The sequence below is a fragment of the Acinetobacter sp. TGL-Y2 genome (assembly GCF_001612555.1).
GTDB lineage: Bacteria > Pseudomonadota > Gammaproteobacteria > Pseudomonadales > Moraxellaceae > Acinetobacter.
The window spans coordinates 2,166,588-2,184,580 of record NZ_CP015110.1; the positions used below are offsets into that span (position 1 = coordinate 2,166,588).

Sequence of the window (17,993 nt, forward strand, 5' to 3'; positions counted from 1 at the left end):
AATCTTATCGCTTTTGCACAATATTCAAACGTTAATTCAGCAGCCAAATCATTACTTGATGTTAAGCTTATTCCATACCACATCAGATCGCATCACATGGCATCAAAAATCGATTGACCAAGTGACAATTTCCTTTTGATGCATGTTACAAGTCACTGTTTGGATTAAAAAGGCATCTCTAGATACCTTTGGATCACCTGTTGATTTTAATCAGAATAATAACTGTTTCTTTTTTTCGCGAATTTATCGAGTTGCTTTAGAAAGCCTTCAAAGTAACTTTTTTCTTTTTCATCAATCCGATAGCCAGCATACAAGGTGCGGCGTAAACCCGTTGCAGATACGCAATCCAAACGTCGTGAAGTGACCCAGCCTTTTTGCTCATACTCATTCACGACCCAATCAGGCAATGCTGCAACCCCTCGCCCACTGGCCACCAATTGAATCAGCATTTGAGTTAGATCCGTGGTACGAATATTTTTCGGCATAATATTGGCAGGAATAAACAATTTCGACATGATGTCTAAACGATGTTTATCGACTGGGTAAGTGATCAGGGTTTCTTCAGCCAAATCTTGCACTGTCACATGTTCAGCACGAACCAGCGGATGGGTATTGGAAAGCACCAACCGAGATTCATATTCAAAAATCGGGAAATACTCAACTCCCTTTAGCGCGATAGGATCGGCGGTGATGAGAAGATCAAATTCAGCATTTTGTAAAAGTTCATGCGGATTTGACTCAAAACCTGAAGCAAAATCTAAATCCACATCGGGATATTGATGGCGGTATTGATTAAGTAAAGGCATCAGCCAATCAAAGCAACTGTGACATTCAGATGAGAAAATAATCCGCCCCGTCTGACCATGTACAATGCGCGTGATATCGGTTTGTGCAATTTGTACTTGTGGCAACACGTCATCGGCAAGCTTAAGTAAGCGCTGTCCGACATTTGAGAAACTGACTGGGCGACTACGACGGTTGACCACTTCCACGCCATACCACTGATCTAGTTCGCGCAATTGATGCGAAATCGCTGAAGGTGTTAGACAAAGATCATGCGCTGCCGCAACCAGTGAACCATGTTCTCTTAAGGCAGTTAAGGTTTTTAAATGGCGAAGCTCGATCATAATAAGCGATAGATTTTATTGAATAAAATTCACTATAGCATCAAATTAATGAGTTTTCTTCATTTTATGAAATATTCCCTCATTATTCAAATAGCTAATTTTTAATAATAATTTGCCATTTAGCTTCTTTTGCGGATAAAACACCTTAAACTCAATATGGTCGTTGGTTTATCACTTCATCCCATATAACTAATTTCTCATACAGACTTTTAAAGTTATACTCGTCTTGAATGATTATCTTATTTTTAGTTTGAGGTTAAGCTTATTTAATTAATCTCTTTCTTTAAAACCCAAACAACCACTTAGGCTATTTTTATTTCATTTAAATAAAAAAACCGGCGCATATGCACCAGTTTTTTGACCACATCGACAATATAGTCGATGTGAAATGACAGATTATACTGTCGCAAGTACCGCGTTAAGCGTAGTACTTGGACGCATGACTGCCTCTACTTTCGCTTGATCTACCGCATAGTAACCGCCGATATCAGCCGCTTTACCTTGAACAGCAGCAAGTTCAGCAAGGATCTTGTCTTCATTTTCAGCAAGTGCGTTTGCAAGTGGTGCAAACTTCGCTTTCAATTCAGCATTTTCGTCTTGAGCTGCCAATTCTTCAGCCCAGTATTTCGCTAGGTAGAAGTGACTGCCACGGTTGTCTAGCTCACCAGTACGACGTGATGGAGACTTATCATTGTCGAGCAATTTACCGGTTGCTTGGTCTAAAGTTTTAGCCAAAAGCTTCGCAGCAGCATTGTTTTCTTTGATACCCATCTCTTCAAGTGACACAGCCAAAGCCATGAACTCACCCAAAGAATCCCAACGTAAATGGTTTTCTTCTACCAACTGTTGTACATGTTTCGGTGCTGAACCGCCTGCACCTGTTTCGTACATACCACCGCCCGCCATAAGCGGAACGATAGACAACATTTTCGCAGACGTACCCAATTCCATGATTGGGAACAAATCTGTGAGGTAATCACGTAGGATGTTACCGGTTACAGAAATTGTATCTAGACCACGCGCAACACGTTCAAGCGTATAACGCATTGCACGTACTTGTGACATGATTTGAATGTCTAAACCGTCAGTGTCATGATCTTTCAAGTATTTTTCAACTTTCTTGATCAATTCATTTTCGTGTGGGCGGTACGGGTCAAGCCAGAAGATTGCAGGCATGCCAGAGTTACGTGCGCGAGTGACCGCAAGTTTTACCCAGTCACGGATTGGCGCATCTTTCACCTGACACATACGCCAGATATCGCCTTCCTCAACGTTTTGCGACATCAACACTTCGCCCGTTTCAAGATCAACGATGTTTGCAACACCCGCTTCAGCGATCTCGAAAGTTTTGTCGTGTGAACCGTATTCTTCAGCTTTTTGCGCCATCAAACCGACGTTAGGTACAGTACCCATGGTTTTCGGATCAAAATTGCCATTCCACTTACAGAAATTGATCATCTCTTGGTAGATACGAGCAAAAGTCGATTCAGGCATCACTGCTTTACAGTCGTAAGGTTTGCCGTCAGCGCCCCACATTTTACCGCCACCACGAATCATTGCAGGCATAGAAGCATCTACAATCACATCGTTTGGTGAATGGAAGTTGGTGATGCCTTTCGCAGAATCAACCATTGCAAGCGCAGGACGGTGTTCTTGGCACGCATGTAAATCACGGATGATTTCTTCACGTTGAGACGATGGTAAAGTCTCGATTTTCTCAAAAAGACCCGCCATACCGTTGTTGATGTTGATGCCTAGCTCGTCAAATAATTTGCCATGCTTTTCAAACGCATCTTTATAGTAAATTTTCACACAGTGACCGAATACGATCGGGTGTGAAACTTTCATCATGGTTGCTTTTACGTGTAAAGAGAACAAAATACCCGCTTCACGACAGTCTTCGAGTTCTTTCTCGTAGAAATCGCACAGTGCTTTTTTGCTCATAAACATTGAGTCGATGATTTCACCATCTTGCAATGCCACTTTTGATTTTAGCACAATGGTTTCACCACGGGTCGTGATGAGTTCCATTTTTACGTTACGTGCACGGTCAAGTGTCATTGATTTCTCACCGTGGTAGAAGTCGCCTTCTTCCATATGAGATACGTGAGTTTGTGACCACTGTTTCCACTCTGTCATAGAGTGTGGGTGCTTTTTAACATAGTTCTTAACAGCAGCAGGCGCACGACGATCAGAGTTACCTTCACGTAATACTGGGTTTACAGCAGAGCCTAAGCATTTGCCATAACGAACCTTAATTGCTTTTTCTTCATCATTTGCCGGATTTTCCGGATAGTCAGGGATTGCATAGCCCTTAGATTGAAGCTCTTTGATACATGCTGTTAATTGGCCAACAGACGCACTGATATTCGGTAATTTAATGATATTAGTGTCTGGATCCTGCGTCAGACGACCTAGCTCTGCTAGTGTGTCTGGTACCTTTTGCTCATCGCTTAGGTAGTCTGCGAATTCTGCGAGTACACGTACGGCTACAGAGATGTCACTTTTAACAATCTCAACGCCAGCCGGCTTAGTAAAGGTCTCAATGATCGGCAGTAGTGAGTAAGTCGCCAAGAGTGGCGCCTCGTCGGTCAGTGTGTAAATGATTTTTGACTTTCCACCAGCCATATATAGCCCCTTCCTTTAGATTGTGTTTCTGAGGGTCGAACTTATGGCTCAACCCCTACGAACCGATTGCTTAAATAAAACATTGAAAGTATCCGCTGTACACGCATTTCAGTCAACAATGATATGCCCTCATGCTATATTCCTAGCGAAATTTCAACATTTTGTAAAAAAATAGTAGTACTTCGCCTGCATTATACCCTAAGTACATTACTATTTTAAGTCTTAAGCAACATGTTGATTAGATATATATTTTTTAATAAATGAGAGCTCAAAATCTGGAAATGACTTTGATCGAATACGAGAACACATAAAATTTGAGTCCAAACATTTCAACCATGAATAATTCAGACCAGTTGCAAAGCTGTGCTCATACGAATACCGTTCTTTGCCTGTGTATTTTTTGCATGTGACCCAATATACGGTCGAGTCTAAATTTTCCCCATAAAAAAACCTCCTAAGAAGGAGGTTTTAAAATCTTGGTAGGTATAAGCAGACTCGAACTGCTGACCTCTACGATGTCAACGTAGCGCTCTAACCAACTGAGCTATACACCTAGAATGACAGCGATCATATTCATTTTTCAGAATTTTAACAAGTGCTTTTGCGAGCTTTCAATTCAGTCGCACATTCTTTGAGCAGTTTTTCAAATTGTGCTATAACCCATTTATCAGATTGATTTAAATATACTATTTGATGATGAAACCTAATTGCATCAAAAAAACACTCTTTGTATTGCATATTTATAGCCAATCGTTCAATCCACGCTTGAAAACTTTCATATGGATATTTCCGCTGATTTTTTGTTAAGCCTTTGTTAAATGCATCAATTAAACGTCGTTGTTTAGACTGACCAGAGAAAACGTTGAATTTTGATACGATAAAATAAAGTAATCCAACTGCAATGACAGCCGTAATGAGCACTAAGCCCAATGCATAATTTGAGCTTAAGCCCAGAAAACTCATCCATTTTTTCTGTTGGTCAGTGTCATAGCCCACGATTTTATTTTGCCACTGGAAACTGGCATAATCACTCCATACACGTAGGTGTTTGAGCATTGAAAACTGCTGATAACGCAGTGTAGAAAACTGCTCATCGCCAAAAACAGTTCGTTCATTCGACATATAGTCTTGCATGCCCATATCTAATCGCTGTGGCGCGATCATCGCTGTCGGATCGACGCGTTGCCATTTTCCATTTACAAACACCTCAGACTATGCGTGTGCATCCAGCTGGCGCACTTCCCAACTTTTTCCATCAGGTGCAGCTTGCCCACCTTGATAACCGACCACCACTCGTGCGGGTATACCCACATAACGCATCAGCATGACAAAACTTGATGCATAGTGCTCACAAAAGCCTTGTCGTGTCTTAAACAGAAATTCGTCAATACGGTGTTCACCGAGTAACCCTGGTTTTAAGGTATAACTAAAATTCTGCTGTTGATACCATGTTAAAATATTGCGTAAATAAGCTTCAGGCTTCAAGCCACTGTCTTTAAATAATTGCTGCGCCAATTGCTGAGCTCGAATATCCATCTGCGGTGGATAAGCCCGTGATAACTTATTTTCAAGCATGGATAATGTCACAGGCCTATTTTGCACTTCTCGCCCCATCCACAGCAATGAAATCGGTTGCTGACGTTGCACCAAACGATTAGGCGTAATTGCATAATCTTGGTGAACTGAAAACCGACGCTCATTGGGTACAGAATACTCAAGTGCGGTAATCCATTTTTGGTGTACATCTGCCGCCAAATATTGATATTCAACAGCTTGATTTTGCAAACTATACCGAGCATATTGCAAAAGATTTTGCTGAATATTTTCGTTAATATTATGCCGCGTCCATGTGGTTCCATCATATTGATCCAGCACCATCGCTCGCCAATACAACTCATGCTGTGGCGGCAACTTTTTTAAGTCTCCAATCACACGAAATGCCAGCTCAGAAGACTGTGACAGTTCTGCGATATCTCCCGGGGACATCTGATCGCTGATACCTGTTACACCTTTTTGACTGGAAATTGGAATCTGCCACAGCGGTGGAAAGCGCGGGAAAAACATAAAAAGCACAATGAAAAATGGCACGGCGAGCGCAACCGTTTTAGCCACATCTTTGAGGTCTGCTTTGACAGACTGTATTTGGGTAGCATGGCTGCTATTAAAATCTAAACGTTGTACACGGTACAAACCCAAAAAACAGCTGATCAAACAGCAAATCACCAGCAGTGCCATCCACATAGACTGGCTGTGCAAAAACACACTGGCAGTTACGAACAGCGCAAAATTAAACAAAATAATGGTGTCGCGCTTATTTTTGCTTTCTAAAGCTTTGGCATATAAAAAAGTGGTCAAAAAAGCTGTGCCCGCTTCAACCCCTAAGAAACTTTGATATGAAAAATAAATCGCAGCCAATGCACTTAATACCAGTCCAGCGGTGAGTATTTTGGGAAAGGTCTGTGTAGGCTGTTTTTTTAAAGCATTTAAATGCCAGAATAAGCCAATCAGCATCAATAAAAAAACAAGACTGACAGGTACAGGAAAGAAAGTGACCTGCGCTAGCCCAATTAAACTTAAGCTCAGCAAAATAGGCATGTGAAGAAATGAATTCATGGTGAAGCCTGCGCCAAGAGTAATTGAGCCTGATGCATATGCAGACGTCCATTGCCTTGCTCAATTTTTAAGTTTTCGATACTTAAAGTATATTGTGCTTGCTGCTGTTCACATTGCTCAACCAAACCCATCATCAAACTGAGTTTTTCTTCATGTTCGGTACTCGGCATTTTTGCATATTCAATGTGAATGACATTTAAATCCTGCTGATCTTCAAATTGTTTGACGTACAAACCCTGTCCTCGTGCCGCTTGCTTCCATGAAACCCATTGCAGTGCGTCTCCAGCTTGAAAGCTTCTGAGTTCCTTATATTCATCCATATCGGGCAAGCCTGTATCTGCAGCGGACTGATATTCATTTTGAAAATATGCTGCTTTGGGTGCAATCCATAGCTCACTTTTTAAGTAAAAATAACTCCACGCACGCACCAAACCAAAGGGATAAGTCGAATATATTTGAATGTTCGGTAAGCTAAACAATCCTCTGCGCTCAGCTAACATTTCAACCGTCAACTGCTGTTCAAGCCGATCTAGCAGAAGTGGATAAATCTGCTCATCTAATTTAATAAAGAGATATTTGATTTTTAATTTGTCTTGGCGAATATTCAATTGAATCGGCAACGTTTTCCCGACTTGCCCCAATTCGGGTACGGTTATTTCAATTTGAAGTTCATGTAACTGTTTAAAAGTCAGATAAAAACTCATACATAGAATAGCGCTGATTAAAAAGCAAAAACCTAAAATCAAATTATTGGCATAATTAATTCCCGCAATAAAAGTGATCAAAATCAACACAAGATATAAATAGCCTTGCTTGTAAATAAACACCAAAATATCACGCTGTTTGAGCTGCTTATTTCCATTAAATTGAAACCGCGCACTTAACCACTTTTGTAGCGTTGAATTTGGCATCAGGGTTTAACCTTGAACCAAAACACGTTGCATCAATTGTTTGGTTTCCACCTCAGAGAGTCCAATTCGGTGTGCGCTGACCGCCACGAAAATGGCTTGTACATCATCGATCGTCACAAAATGACGCTGTTCAATCAGCGCATGCGCTTGAGCTGCTCTCTTTAAAGCCAACACGCCACGAGTGGATAGACCATGGCGACCTTTACGGGTCTCGTTTGCTAAATCGAGTAAATATTCCAGCACTACATCATGGATGCTAATCTGTCTACTTAAGTGTTGTAATTCTAAAATCTCTTGTTCGCTAAACACCTGTGGCAAACGTTCAATCAACGTCTGTCTTGAGTTTTGCTGGAGCAGTAGTTTTTCCGCAGAACGTGATGGATAGCCCAAAGACAAACGCATTAAGAAACGATCCAGCTGCGATTCGGGCAGTGCATAAGTGCCACTCTGGAACAACGGATTTTGCGTCGCAATCACCCAAAAAGGCTGCGGTAACGTATAACGAATCGCATCTACCGTGGTCATGCCCTCTTCCATCGCTTCTAGCAAAGCGCTTTGGGTTTTTGGGCTACAGCGGTTAATTTCATCTGCCAACAAAATTTGAGTGAAAATAGGTCCGTGTTTAAACTCAAATTGATGCTCTTTTTGATTGAACATATTAATTCCAATCACGTCACTGGCCAACATATCGTTGGTAAATTGAATGCGTTGAAATTTAAGCCCTGCCAAATGCGCCAAGGCACTCGAAAGCGTGGTCTTCCCTAAACCGGGTAAATCTTCAAAAAGTACATGACCACTTGCCAGCAGTGAACAAAGCGCGAGCTTGGTTTGCGGGTCCTTGTCTAATATGATTTGATCAATGTGATTTAAAAATTCTTGAATTTTCCCTGTATAAAACCGAATGCGGTCAGCAAGATCATTTTGCTCAGCACTTACCTGTCTTGCCTGTTGCTTTTGAACTTTATTCATACCCCAAACCACGTCCTATTTCCCAATAAAAAACGATGTCTAATCAACATACCCGGTTTTTAAACCCACGCAAAGACAGTGCTTTGTTTTAAAGCCATGTAAGGTTTAAAAGAATCGAGCGTTTTAAATAAAGCAAAGATTTGACCTCGATTTTGAATGCTGTTCATTCAGCCTGTCACGACTTTGCTTTAAAGCTGTTTTTTCGATTGGTTTCTTGAGATTCATTTTTTGAGGTGCATTATTTAGGATTTATTATCTAAGATTCATTCCTTAGCATGGATGGATAGACAATGAGATAACGCGGCTTTTAACTCATCTGCACCCATCGGCTGATAGGACGTGTTTTGTTCCGCCTGCTTAATTAATCTCACTAAACATGTATTGATTGGCGCAGCACGTCCCAATCGATCCGCGAGCCGAACCACTTCACCATTAATCCAATCGATTTCGGTTGTAAGTCCTTTGCTTAAATCATCTTGCATAGAAGAACGTGCCAATGGATCGATTTTAAGCATTTTTCGACTCAGCGCCTTAAATAATAGATTGGGCAGTGTCAGTACATGCGGAATCAGGGATGCAGGCAATATAGTTAATTTCGCAGGTTGAATATCCGCAGCCTGAAGTAGCCCTAAGGCTTCGGTTTGCGCCATTGCTAAGCATTGTCGATAAGCTCGAATCGACAGTTGTTGTTTTAAGGGCAGTCCTGATAATGCATTAATCGGGTTATTTAAATTGAGTAATACTTTTGCCCATTGGATAGACAACATATCTGCTGAAAATTGAATCTCCAAGCCTGCATCTTCAAAGGCGCGCTGAAGCTCGAATTGTCTCTCAAAGCTTTTCACCACCAAAGCACCGTCAGTGCCTTGATGAAAATGCCCTTGTTGAGGACTCGATACATTAAAGGGCACCATGCCTTCCAAAATAGAATGCTCGGTTAAAATACTGCGCAATAACGGTACATTACTCACGCCGTTTTGAAAGCTGATCAAAATCGGTCGCCGTGCGTCGAGTCGCCTTTTGAGTTCATGTGCAACTGTTTCTGTGGCGGCAGATTTCACACAAATGAAAATCATATCGAGGCTAGATAAATCTTGAGGCGAGGTTGTGAGTTTTAATGCTGAAGCCGAAATATGCTGATCTGCTCCCCTATAATCACTCAGGGTCATACCACGTTGCTGAAGGAGTTCAAACATACGCGGACGGCATAGAAAGGTGACTTCAAAGCCGACAGAAGCCAGCCGTCCCCCCAAATAACAGCCGATTACACCTGCACCATAAATACCGATTTTCATGTTTTATCCATTTTTATTATTCGACTGCATTATAGCGACAATCAGCGAGCAAAGCTTCATCATTCACATCAGCGCGCATATCACCAACTTGAAGAAATAGAGCATGCTCAGAAATGAAGATTTAGCCGAGCTAAAGCTTGCATACATTAAGTCTATACCCACAGTCCATAAGAAACGGAGCCTCAGCTCCGTTTCTTATCGGTTTATTTTGCTTTTAAAACTGCTTCTAACAAGGACACTTTTTCATGCCACCACCAGCAGATGGATAACGTGCATCTACGCAATAACGGTGAAATGTTTTTTCATCCATTGCAGTTAAATCCGGATGGTTCTTTACCATATGCTCAAGATAGGTTTGATAGTCAGGCACTCCAACCATCAAACGAAAACTTTGCTGTAAGCGCTGCCAAATCAACTGAATGGTCTTCAGACCTTGCAACATCAAGAACTTTTTAGGTTGAGCCAAAACCGTGAATTTAATAATTTCCCCAATCGCCAATTTTTGACGAATTTGATCTTTTAAACTCATTTCGACCCTCCTACTGGCACTTCATCTACATAAATCGCTTCAGACTCATTCACCGTTGGCGTTGGGCTTGCCAATGCACGGCGAATTACTTTGATGGCAGCGAATAACATCACAAATGCCACGATCATAAAGAAAGCACACAATGCCGCATTGATTTGATTCGAGATCACAATGGTTTGCATTTCAGCAATGGATTTAGCAGGTTTTAAAATTTCGCCACTGGCAATCGCATCAGAGAAACGATTCGCTTGTGCCAAGAAACCAATCTTCGGGTTTTCATGGAAGATTTTTTGCCAACCCGCGGTCATTGCTGTAATGAATAAGAAAACTGTTGGGATAATAGTCACCCAAACATATTTTTCTTTCTTCATTTTAAACAAAATGACAGTACCCAGTATAAGTGCCATAGCCGCTAAAATTTGGTTACCAATACCAAATAGTGGCCATAAACTGTTAATGCCGCCCAGTGGATCGACCACGCCTTGATAAACAAAGAAGCCCCAACCGGATACCGCTACAGCCGTACCAATCAGGTTACCCACCAATGATTTCGAGTTTTTCACCGCAGGCACAACAATACCCACAGTATCTTGCACCATGAAACGGCAAGCACGCGTACCTGCATCCACAGCGGTTAAAATAAATAGCGCTTCGAAAAGAATCGCAAAATGGTACCAGAACGACATCATAGAACGGTTATTGAAAATTTCCGTGATGATATGCGCCATACCAATTGCAAATGTTGGTGCACCACCTGTACGTGATAAAATCGTGTTTTCACCAACTTCTTGTGCAAGTATAGTTAAAGCTTCTGGCGTCACAATAAAACCAAGCGTACGCACGGCTTCTGCTGCACTTTCAACTGTTGTACCAATCACTGCCGCAGGTGAGTTAATAGCAAAATACACACCTGGATCTAAAATAGTTGCACAGATCATCGCCATGATGGCAACGAATGATTCCATGAGCATGCCACCATAACCAATCACACGAATATCTTTTTCGTTATTGACGAGCTTTGGCGTTGTTCCTGATGCAACCAAGGCATGGAAACCAGAAATAGCACCACAGGCAATGGTAATAAATAAGAATGGGAACATCGAACCTGAAAATACTGGACCTGAACCATCAATAAAATGGGTCACTGCTGGCATTTTCAATTCAGGCATAGCGAATAAAATACCAATCGCTAACCCTGAAATCACACCAATTTTCAAGAAAGTCGATAAGTAATCACGCGGTGCAAGGAGCAGCCACACTGGGAGGACTGAAGCGACAAATCCATAACCAATCAGTGCCCAAGTCAGCTCTGTACCTGACAAGGTAAATAACTGTCCCCAATACGGATGTTGTGCAATGTTTTCACCATAGATAATGCCCAGCATCATCAAGACAAAACCAATAATGGACACTTCTGCGATTTTACCCGGACGGATATAACGCATATACACGCCCATGAACAGCGCAATCGGAATAGTCGCTGCAATACTAAACACGCCCCATGGGCTGTTCGCAAGTGCTTTGACGACTACAAGTGCGAGCACAGCCAAGATAATAATCATTACCCCAAGTGCACCCAGCATCACAATCACACCGGCAAAAGAGCCGAGTTCTTGCTTAGCCATTTCACCTAAAGAACGCCCATCACGGCGTGTTGAAATGAATAACACCAAGAAATCTTGGACTGCACCTGCTAAAACCACACCCACCAGTAACCAAATTGTTCCTGGTAAATAACCCATTTGCGCCGCCAAAATGGGTCCGACTAAAGGTCCAGCACCAGCAATGGCTGCAAAGTGGTGTCCAAACAGTACGCTTTTATTGGTCGGCACATAATCCAAACCATCGGCTAAACGATGCGCTGGTGTTAATCGACGTGAATTTAGCTCAAAAACTTTAGTTGCAATAAATAAACTATAAAATCTGTATGCGATGCTATAAACACAGATCGCTGCCAAAACCATCCAGACTGCATTGACGTGTTCACCGCGACTCAAGGCCAGTATCCCAAAAGATACAGCCCCAACAATGGCCACTATAATCCAAATCAATTTCGAAGCCATACTCGACTTCGCCTGTATCTGTTCCATATCCATTCCCTCATTCTCTATTGCATTAAATCAGCTTCAATTTTTATTGTTGGATGACCTGCTGTTTTCTCCCTTGCGACTTTACTCCTCAAAATCTATTATTCATCTAAGACTTTGGCATAAAAAAAGGGATGATTTTCATCATCCCCATCGATAATAGTCTATTTTTAAACCATTATGCACGTTCTAAATATTCACCCGTACGAGTGTCTACGCGAACGCTTTCTTCTTGCTGTACAAATAACGGTACGCGAACTACAGCACCTGTTTCAAGTTTAGCCGGTTTACCACCGCCACCTGAAGTATCACCGCGTACACCTGGATCAGTTTCAATGATTTTTAATGTTACAAAGTTTGGCGCACTCACGTTTAATGGAACACCATTAAATAACATGATTGTGCACTTTTCATTTGAATCGTCTTTCAACCATTTCGCAGCATCACCCATTGCAACTTTGTCCGCTGCAATTTGTTCGAAGCTCACAGGATCCATAAAGTTCCAAAGTTCGCCATCGTTATAAAGATATTCCATTTCAACTTCTAGAATATCCGCTGCTTCCAACGTTTCGTTCGATTTAAACGTTTTTTCCAAAACTTTACCGCTACGAAGGTTACGTAATTTTACTCGGCTGAATGCTTGACCCTTACCAGGTTTTACATATTCATTTTCCATGATTGAACATGGGTTACCGTCATGCATTACTTTAAGACCTTGCTTAAAGTCATTTGTAGAATAATTGGCCATGTAAGGCTCGCTCCAAACTTACTAACTTAAATCTATTAATGCTAGACTAGCATCATTTTTTACATGCGGCATGATAAACTATTTGTATCAAGAGCAAAACTGGCAATCTCAACTCAGTGAATTAATTACTGACCCTTTAGAATTGCTTGAAAATCTCCAGCTCTCTCCAGAACAACTCTTATCCGGTGCAATTCTTGCATCGAAACAGTTCAAATTACGTGTCCCACGTGCTTTCGTCGGAAAAATGAAAGTCGGCGATCCACTTGATCCTTTACTGCTTCAAGTACTTCCCCATCATTTAGAACTTGAAGATCATCCTGGTTATGTGACTGACCCTTTAGACGAAGAATCTGCCAATCACATTCCAGGTGTATTACATAAGTATCAGTCACGTTTTCTACTGACGTTAACTGGGGCTTGTGCGGTGCATTGCCGTTACTGTTTTCGCAGACATTTCCCTTATCAAGAAAATTTACCCAAGAATGAAGATTGGCTTAACATCCAAAACTATTTATCAGCGCAAACACAGATCAATGAAGTTATTTTAAGTGGTGGCGACCCGCTGACCCTTTCAAATCGAAAATTAGCGCTTTGGATAGAAAGACTTGAGTCAATTGCGCATATAAAAATATTAAGAATCCATTCTCGCGTGCCTATTGTAATTCCAAATCGCCTCGATGATGAATTAGTTTCTTTATTAAAAAACAGTAGGCTACGTATTATTCTGGTGGTACACTCCAATCATGCTGCGGAACTAGATGACTTTACCTGCTTAAAATTATCTCATGTGGCTCAGCAAAATATTTTGGTCATGAATCAAGCAGTCCTGTTAAAAGGCGTTAATGATTCTGCTCAAACTTTGGTCGATTTAAGTCATCGTCTATTCGATGCCAATGTTTTGCCTTATTATTTGCATGTATTAGACAAAGTAAAGGGCGCGCATCACTTTGACTTAGAGGCTGCAAAAATAGACCTTATTTATAAAGAAGTACTGGCCAATTTACCTGGATATTTAGTACCGAAACTTGTTCGTGAAATTGCGGGACAACAAAATAAAACACCGCTTTTTGGAGTTGCAACTTTTTAGAGATCGTAAACCATGATTCAGGCGCAAATTTCGGAGATTTTTCATTTTCCTACCGTGTTGAATAGAGAAAGACTCAGTTTTTCCGAAGCCACGGTAGCCGCAATAACTGAATGGGTGTCTTCGCTTTCCATTATGCAATTGGGTGATACCACAGAATCAGTATTACAAGCACTTTATGAAATTGCTGAATTAAAATGTTCCGAAACTTTGCGTTTTGACCTTATACAAGCCTTACATCCGACCATTGAAAATGTATTGCTATGTTTAGAAAAAACTTTTCAAAATCAGGGTTTATACCATTCTGATCGAAATAAACACATCATTGAACTGACCACACGTATACGTACTTTTTTTGCAGACATTTATATTGATATCGCGCAGCGCAGTGAAATTGGGCTGAAACAGCAGAAAATTTCATTTTTCAATTTTGCTCAAAAGAGAAATCTAAAAACAGCACGTACGCTTGCGACTTATTACGCTTTGCAACAATTGGGTTTACTGCTGGTACAACAGCAAATGCTCTATAGCACTGCCCTGTCTAACCAATGGTTGATGACGCATTATTTATATGATTCGGCGCTAAAGAATCAAGAGTACCTGATTAATATTAATCAGGTACAAGGCACCAATCGTGTTATTCGTAATATTCAACAGGCCTATGCACAAGTTTTATTATTAGAAATTTTCAATACTCATCAAATTCGTCCATCTGAAATATATGCTTTATATCAATGTAGTTTCGATTGGGCACAGATGGTGCAAATTTTGCCGCGTGAAACGACAATCGCACGTTATATTATCGACAGCTCAAAAGATCATCCGCCTGTCTATAACCGTAAACAGCCTGAACGTTTTAAACCCAATATTTTCATTTCCACCCAAGGTTTATTAGAGCACATCAATTTAACCATTCAAAAAGACAATGAATATTTATCTAAAAATGAAAAATTGTATTTTTCAGCACCTTTAAAATTTCACGTGCAGAATGTTTTAGGGACGACCACTGAGCGCCGTCATGAGCGTTATGAATATTCTGCCCCATTACAAATTTGTTTTGGTTTACCGACTGCTCATTTTTATTTATCTAAAGCCAAAAACTTCCATGAGACCTTAGGATTAAGTGATCATTTCGGTTTCCAGTCAGAAACAAATTTACTCGCAGATCGTGCCAACATGCACGACTCTTCAATACAAAAACAGCTTAAACTCCTTGATCGTCAAGCCAAGCAAACCTATCAAAGTCAGGTCTTGGACATCAGTATTACTGGTTATCGTGTGCACTGGTCCAATAATGAAGCACCACAAAACCTAAGAACAGGTGAATTTATTCTAATGAATGAAAATTTACAGAGTAAATGGAAAGGTGGTGTGATTCGTTGGATTAAACAATCTTTCGATAAAAGCTATGAACTTGGTTTAGAAGTCATTGCACAAGATATGTATCCTTGTGCGGTGAAAGTCCATGCAGACCGCTCTAACTTTAATTATCATCCGTGTTTGCTCATACAGATTCAACATTTAGAGTCGACCAGTTCAACTTTAATTGTTCCAAACTTGGCTTTTTTCAAAGAACAACAAGCGATTTATTTGCGCTTGGGTGAACAAGAGCTTAAAGTATATTTGACCAAAGTAGTGCTAATGACTCAAAGCTTTATTCAATTTGATTTTGAGTTATTAAACGACGAACAACAAATAATAATCAATCAATTTATTCATTTGCAATCAACTGAAGCCAATAATCATCAAGATGTATGGGAAGCCTTAAAGTGAGAAATTTATTATCAAAAAAGTTAAAACGCTCAGAAACTCGAGTTTTGATTATTGATGATAATCAAATTCGTTATAACGATATTCTCACTATTTTCCAAAATCAAAATCATTTGGTTCATGCATTTTTGCTAGATGATTTGAAAACATTTGAAAAGCAGTTAAATCTTCCTTGGGATCTGGTTATTTTTGGTCAAGCCTACGATCTTAAAGTCGAACAATCCATTACTTTAACTCAAACCACCTCCAAAGCAGATATTCCAGTTTTATTGTTAAAGCCTGAACATTACTCAAATGATCAATATCAATCTTATATTCATAAAGGTATTTATGATGTCTTAGATTTAGATTTTCCTGATCATTTCTATATTACTTTAGTTCGTGCCCTGTCCTATAGCCGTTCAGTTCAGTCACAACAGAATTTACTCAATGATCTAGAAAGTGCTCAACAGCTCAAACAAGTTTTAGTGGAAGAGCAAAAAAAAGCGACTGCGACCATTCAAGAAGGGATTCACACCCAAGCCAATCCTGAGTATTTAAGTTTATTTGGTTTGCAAAGTGTGGATGATCTCGTGGGGCTTCCGCTACTTGATATTATCCAACCTAAAAAAGTCATTGATTTTAAAAGTCGTTTTAAAAAAGTCACGCAAGGTCAGTTTGAATTTGGGCGTTTTGAAATTGATACTTTAAATGATACTGCAAAAAGCGAAAATCCTTTAAAAATTGAATTTCTACCTAGCTTAGAAGAAGACGCCGTTCAGATCACGATTGAGACCACTAACCCATCTACAACAGCGGGCAACTCAGATCATTTAGATAATTCCAATACCTTCGCAGCTCCGAGTATTGGCAAAGAGCCTGTGCTCAACAATATTCAGCGTTTCCTAAAAAATCAACCCGCTCAAGAAAATGCGCTGATTTTGTTTAGTTTGGCATGTTGTCCAGACAGCGTTTTAAACACGAATTGGGCAACATTTTCAGGTTATTTTGCAAAGCTTTCCGAATTTATTAAAGCACAAACCAATGGGACTGTGTTTAAAGTAGGAACTGGATTGTATGCCACCATTATACAGGCAGAATCTAAAGATATACTCAGCTCACGCCTAACCGGATTGACTGCTTTAGAAAAACCTCAATTGGTTCAAATTGGTGAGCAAACGTTTCATCAAACGGTCCGAATTGGCTATCATCTTTTTGACAGTAAAGTTTTAGATCAACATGATTTCAATCAAACTCATTTCGATCTCTGGATTGCTCAGGCCTATAACACACGCTTACCTAAAAGTAGTACAGATGCTGATTTTGATTTGTCTGTCGCCCACGTTGAACCGCCACGAAAAGCCGCACCATCGACGCTTTCTCTTGAAGCCAAGACAGTCAACATCGCTGAACCGAGCTTTGCTATAGAGCCGATATCATTCAGTAGCTCTCCAGTGCTTGAGCGTATTCAGCAAGCCTTGAATAACAGCGAAATTCAACTCAAATATCAACAGCTCTATGACAAACAAGATATCAATTTAAATACCTATGAAGTATGTAGCGGATTTATTCACGACAACCAGTGGTATAACATCAGTCATTTAATTGAGCTTGATCAAGAACCTGAGCTTTCCGTTAAAGTGGACCGCTGGATTTTGGTTGAAGCATGCAAGCAATTGCATAATTTTGTCACCCAATACCCTGAAGCAAAACTGGTGGTAAACCTGAATCGGCATATTTTGCTCCGTGATAAACAATTGCCAGAGTTACTTTCTAAACTCATCACCATTGTCGGAAGCCGTGCCAACCATCCTCTGATTCTACAATTCGATGAAGATGATTTTGCCAAAAGTCTGATTGAGTCTACTAATGCGATCAATGTGTTACGTGATCATGGTGCAGAAATTTCAATCCGTGGCTTTGGTGCCAGTATTTCAAGTGACGCCATATTAAAGCAGACCGATATTACGTGCTTCACTTTAGATGAAAAACTTGCAAAAATGCTCAATAGCAACAAAGAGTTGAAAAAGCTGCAACAGCAAATTGAAGCTTTCAATGCCGTTAAACCGATTGAAATGATTTTAAAAAGTTTAAATGATATGAGTGCCTTTGCCAATGCATGGAATGTCGATGTGCGTTTCTTACAAGGCGATTACTTCCAGAAAAAACTCGATCATTTAACCGATGTACAAGACCAATAGGGTCTTGTACATTTTTGTTATAAACAAAAGTTAAGACGAAAAAAAACAGGCA

11 protein-coding genes, 1 tRNA gene and 1 pseudogene are annotated in these 17,993 nt (G+C 40.4%); 3 read left to right on the top strand and 10 right to left on the bottom strand.

Going from position 1 to position 17,993, the window contains the following annotated elements; genetic code table 11:
* Nucleotides 1-206: 206 nt before the first annotated feature.
* From AMD27_RS10375 to efp, 10 genes and pseudogenes are all read right to left on the bottom strand, one after another.
* Complete coding sequence (locus AMD27_RS10375; protein ID WP_067660040.1) at nt 207-1,127, bottom strand: LysR family transcriptional regulator; 921 nt, start codon at nt 1,125-1,127, stop codon at nt 207-209.
* A gap of 396 nt (nt 1,128-1,523) precedes the next feature.
* Nucleotides 1,524-3,755, bottom strand: a complete 2,232-nt coding sequence (locus AMD27_RS10380; RefSeq protein ID WP_067660044.1) for an NADP-dependent isocitrate dehydrogenase — start codon at nt 3,753-3,755, stop codon at nt 1,524-1,526.
* A gap of 477 nt (nt 3,756-4,232) precedes the next feature.
* Nucleotides 4,233-4,309 (bottom strand) — tRNA-Val (locus AMD27_RS10385).
* A 34-nt stretch (nt 4,310-4,343) separates the two neighbouring features.
* Nucleotides 4,344-6,368, bottom strand: a pseudogene (locus AMD27_RS10390) (transglutaminaseTgpA domain-containing protein).
* Nucleotides 6,365-7,279 carry a DUF58 domain-containing protein gene (locus AMD27_RS10395; RefSeq protein WP_067660047.1) on the bottom strand — a complete coding sequence of 305 codons (915 nt, stop codon included), beginning with the start codon at nt 7,277-7,279 and terminating at the stop codon, nt 6,365-6,367. Before AMD27_RS10395 ends, AMD27_RS10390 begins: the two are co-directional and overlap by 4 nt.
* 6 nt (nt 7,280-7,285) lie before the next feature.
* Nucleotides 7,286-8,260, bottom strand: a complete 975-nt coding sequence (locus tag AMD27_RS10400; RefSeq protein ID WP_416202788.1) for an AAA family ATPase — start codon at nt 8,258-8,260, stop codon at nt 7,286-7,288.
* Nucleotides 8,261-8,511: 251 nt separating this feature from the next.
* The gene (locus AMD27_RS10405) at nt 8,512-9,543 is read right to left on the bottom strand and encodes a 2-dehydropantoate 2-reductase (protein WP_067660053.1); all 1,032 of its coding nucleotides are present in this window, start codon (nt 9,541-9,543) and stop codon (nt 8,512-8,514) included.
* A 226-nt stretch (nt 9,544-9,769) separates the two neighbouring features.
* Nucleotides 9,770-10,072 carry a YbdD/YjiX family protein gene (locus AMD27_RS10410; protein ID WP_067660057.1) on the bottom strand — a complete coding sequence of 101 codons (303 nt, stop codon included), beginning with the start codon at nt 10,070-10,072 and terminating at the stop codon, nt 9,770-9,772.
* Nucleotides 10,069-12,162 carry a carbon starvation CstA family protein gene (locus AMD27_RS10415; protein ID WP_067660059.1) on the bottom strand — a complete coding sequence of 698 codons (2,094 nt, stop codon included), beginning with the start codon at nt 12,160-12,162 and terminating at the stop codon, nt 10,069-10,071. Before AMD27_RS10415 ends, AMD27_RS10410 begins: the two co-directional genes overlap by 4 nt.
* Before the next feature lie 175 nt (nt 12,163-12,337).
* Entirely contained in the window at nt 12,338-12,907 is a 570-nt protein-coding gene (gene efp, locus AMD27_RS10420) for an elongation factor P (protein WP_067660062.1), read from the bottom strand.
* Between the two features lie 70 nt (nt 12,908-12,977).
* Here efp and epmB point away from each other — a divergent pair, with 70 nt between their 5' ends.
* Genes epmB through AMD27_RS10435 form a run of 3 tightly spaced genes read left to right on the top strand, consistent with a single transcriptional unit; the run spans nt 12,978 to nt 17,941 of the window.
* Nucleotides 12,978-13,994, top strand: a complete 1,017-nt coding sequence (epmB, locus tag AMD27_RS10425; protein ID WP_067660065.1) for an EF-P beta-lysylation protein EpmB — start codon at nt 12,978-12,980, stop codon at nt 13,992-13,994.
* A 12-nt stretch (nt 13,995-14,006) separates the two neighbouring features.
* Nucleotides 14,007-15,764: a GTPase gene (locus tag AMD27_RS10430; protein ID WP_067660067.1), complete on the top strand. Its 1,758-nt coding sequence runs from the start codon at nt 14,007-14,009 to the stop codon at nt 15,762-15,764.
* Nucleotides 15,746-17,941: an EAL domain-containing protein gene (locus AMD27_RS10435; protein WP_067660070.1), complete on the top strand. Its 2,196-nt coding sequence runs from the start codon at nt 15,746-15,748 to the stop codon at nt 17,939-17,941. Before AMD27_RS10430 ends, AMD27_RS10435 begins: the two co-directional genes overlap by 19 nt.
* Nucleotides 17,942-17,993 lie beyond the last annotated feature (52 nt).